Raw genomic sequence first — 4018 nt, 5'->3', positions numbered from 1 at the left:
GCGAACGGGACAGCGGTCATCACCGTCACTGCGAACGACAGTCAGAGCGCCAACAACACAGCGACGCGGACGTTCACGGTGACGGTCACGGCAGTGAACGACGCGCCGGTTCTCGACGCGATCAGCGATCCGTCGGCGATCCTGGAGGACGCGGCGGAGCAGACGATCACCGTCACAGGCGTCGGACCCGGCGGCGGCTCCGACGAGTCGGGTCAGTCGGTCACCGTCACGGCGACGAGCGGGAATACGGCGCTCATCGCGAGCGTCGCGGTCAGCGGGACGGGCGCGAGCCGTTCGCTGAAGTACACGCCTGTCAAGGACGCGTACGGGACGGCGGTCATCACCGTCACGGCGAACGACAGTCAGAGCGCCAACAACACGGCGACGCGGACGTTCACGGTGACGGTCACGTCGGTGAACGATCCGCCGGTCGCCAAATCCGCCGAATACACGACGCGCGAGGACACGGCGTTCATGATCGTCTTCGAGGCGACGGACGCCGACGGCGACACGCTGACCTACACCATCGTCGATGCGCCCAAGCGCGGGATGCTGAGCCGCACCGCGCCCAACATGATCTATACGCCCAACCGCCAGCCAAAGATCGCGTTCAGCGGCACGGACACCTTCACCTTCAAGGTGAACGATGGACGCGAGGACAGCGCGCCCGGAACGGTGACGATCAACATCACGGCGGTCAACAGCGCGCCGGTCATCCGCGCTATCGCGGAGGACAAGGTCGAGCACGGCGGCAGCGTGGTCATCACGATCCCCGTGACCGATGCCGACAACGACGCGACGACGCTCGACATCGATGACCCGTTGACGATCAGCCTGGTCACTCACCCGACGGGCGGCGGTGTGGACTTCAACCACGACAAAAAGACGCTCACCTACAAGGCGAACGTGGGGTTCACCGGCACGGAGCGGTTCTCCATCCACGCCAGCGACGGACAGGACCTCTCGAACACGGCGGAGGTCGTCATCGTCGTCGCGCCGCCGCCCAATCGCGCGCCGGTGGCGAAGGCGATCGGGCCCTTCGAGGCGGTCGCCGGGGCTCCGATGGTTCTCGATCTCGCGGGAACCGACGCGGACAGCGACCCGCTGACGGCGAGCATCACGACATCGCCAGCGTCGGGAACCGCGTCCGTCGAAGGTCTGAAGGCGACGTTCACGGCTCCGTCGGACTTCGCGGGTTCCGTCACGTTCGCCTACGCGGTCAACGACGGGAAGGCGTCGTCGGAGCCTGTGTCGGTGACCGTCGCGGTGCGCGCGGCTCCGAAGGCGGAGGGTCAGTCCGTCGTCGTGACGGCGGGCGAGGCGAAGGAGATTCGTCTCGTCGGATCCATCGGGAGGGCGGGCGATCCAGTCATGGTTCTCCGTTCGGAGCCGACGCACGGCAGCGTGAAACTTATGGGTTCCACGGCGACCTACACGCCCGCCGAGGGCTACGCGGGTCCCGACGAATTCGGGTTCGCCGTGCTGGATGGAACCGTCTCGAGCGCGACGGCGGTCGTCAAGGTCGCGGTGAACCGCCGCCCGACTGCCACCGCGCAGCGGGTCGAGACGCCTCAGGACAAGAAGGCGACGATCTCACTGACGGTCTCGGACGACGGCGCGTTGACTGCCCTCAAGGTGACGGTGAAGACTCAGCCGGCGAACGGCTCGGTCGCGGTGGAGGGCTTGTCGGCGGACTATGCGCCGAAGGCAGGATTCTTCGGGGAGGACTCGTTCGTCTACGTGGCGACGGACGAGCACGGGGCGTCGAGCGCGGAGACGACGGTTCAGATCGTCGTCACGCGGGTCAACGCGCAGCCGGTGTTCGTGGCGATGCCGCGTCAGGAGTTCCTGGAGGGCAGCGACCTCGTCGCGCGTCTGTCTGCGACGGATGCGGACGCCGACGCCGTGCGGTTCGCGCTCGTGCGCGTGGAGGAGTTGACTCCGCGAGGCGCCGGCGACGGCGACTTGGCGCTGACCGTCGATGCAAACGGTACGCTGCGGGCGCGGCTGGTCGGGATGTCGCGCGCGGAGCGTGACTTCGTCGTGATCGTGTCGATCGCGGACGGCGTGACGGACCCCGTGACAGCGACGGTCGCCCTGCGGGTGAACGCGCTCCCGCCGAGCACGGCTCCCGCGTCGCTGACGGCGCGGGCGTTGGAGCGCGGCGTGCGTCTGACCTGGTCGGCCGATCCAGCCGCCGCGCGGTACGACGTGTATCGCTCCAATCTGCCCATCAAGACGCTTTCGGGGATCGCGCCACTCCTGTCGAACGTCGCGGGCACGACGGCGGACGATCCGGACGCGCCCGTCGGCGCGACGATCTACTACGCGGTGGTGACAGTCAACGCGATCGGTCTGCGCGATCCGCGCGTGTTCTCGCCGGTGGCGACCATCGCGCTGGCGGGTCCGTCGGGCGCGACGGTGAGCGTCGGCGATCGGATCACCGTGAAGGTTCCGCCGGAGGGGATCACGATCGCCCGGGCGGTCGGCTTGAACGCCGCCGAGGAGCTTCTGCTGGCTCCGGAGCGGTCTCAGAAGATCGGCGGCGTCGTGAGGGACTTCGGCGTGACGATCAACGCCGACACGTCCGATGGCAACACGGTCGGTGAGTTCGCGAAGCCGGTCGCCGTGTCGATCCGCCTGTTCGAGGACACGAAGCTGTCATCGCCGACGATCCGCGTCGGCAGAGCGACGGAACGCGGGTGGGAGGTCGTCGTCATCCGCACGGACACGGTCGCCAACACGCTGACATTCGACGCCAAGAAGCCGGGGCTGTATCAGGGCATCCAGCTTCCGGCGGTGCCGTGGAACGTCTCGACCGACGGCGTCATCGACATCCAAGACCTGGTCCGCGCTGCCTCGACGTTCGGCGAGTCGGAGGTGCTGACGCCGGAGGACATCAACGGCGACGGCGTCATCGACATCGCCGACCTGGTGATGGTCGCGACGCACTTCGGCGAGTCGGTCTCCTCAGCCCCGACCTGGGAACCAGCGAGCGTTCCTGTCCGAGCCCGGCTCCGTTTCGAGGCGTCGCATCTGGACGGCGACCGTGTCGAGGTGCGATTGGTCGATGACTCGGGCTCCGGCATCTCTGGTTACGCGGCGCGCGTCGCGTTCTCCGTGCACGGCGTGACGCTCGAACAAGCCGCCGTTGAGCAGCCAACCTTCGGTTTCTCGTCGGTGCGCTCCGGTGAGCGCTCAGTGGAGCTTCTCGCCGCGCGTCTCGGCGCCGAACCATCGGCAGACAGCCACACGCTTGCGCGGTTCCATCTGCGGCTGGCGTCCGGGTTGAACCCCGACGCCGTCGTACGGTCGATCCGTCTGAGCGACGTCCAGTTGGTCGATGGCAGCGGCCGTCGGGTCGGCTACGTGATGGCCGGCGAGGTGGTGGCGTCTCGACGCACGGCGCTCCTGCCGAACTTCCCGAACCCCTTCAACCCGGAGACGTGGATTCCCTTCGAGCTCAAGGAGGGCTCCGCCGTCACGGTGACCATCCACGACACGACGGGCGCACTGGTGCGTAAGCTCGACCTGGGCTACCGCGAGCCGGGGTACTACACGTCGCGGTCCGAAGCGGCGTACTGGGATGGTCGGAACGAGCTTGGGGAGCGGGTCGCGAGCGGGGTCTACTTCTACGAACTGCGAGCAGGTTCCTACCAGCAGACGCGGCGGATGGTCATCGACAAGTAGCCCAGCTCACACGTAATAGGGGCGACTCGTCGAGTCGCCCCTACCGTTCCATTCCCAGACGATTCGCCCAGGTCGGCGTGCCTCGTTGCCCGCAACACAGCCACGTTGGCGTCGGTCGTAGTTCAACGACTGCGACGCACGCGACGGCCGCACCACGCGTCGCTGCCCGATCATGACGCGCCCGGCTGTGCTCACATGGCGGCTGTGGCGAGCTCGCTGCGCGGCGTTGCAGCGTCGGTGAAGACGCTCTCCTTGCCGGAGCTGGCAGAGAAAGGCGATGTGTCGACACTTCGGCCCCTCGCGGATTCGGTGAGAGGCGCGCCCTCCC

1 protein-coding gene is annotated in these 4018 nt (G+C 67.7%); it reads left to right on the top strand.

Annotated elements, in window-relative coordinates:
* On the top strand, window positions 1-3690 hold a 3690-nt coding region (locus FJZ36_18280), incomplete at its 5' end, for a tandem-95 repeat protein (protein MBM3216847.1).
* Between the last annotated feature and the right edge of the window lie 328 nt (window positions 3691-4018).

The organism is Candidatus Poribacteria bacterium (genome assembly GCA_016866785.1).
In the GTDB taxonomy this organism is placed as follows: domain Bacteria; phylum Poribacteria; class WGA-4E.
Note: the sequence above shows the minus strand (reverse complement) of the source record. Positions and strands in the feature narration are given on the sequence as shown.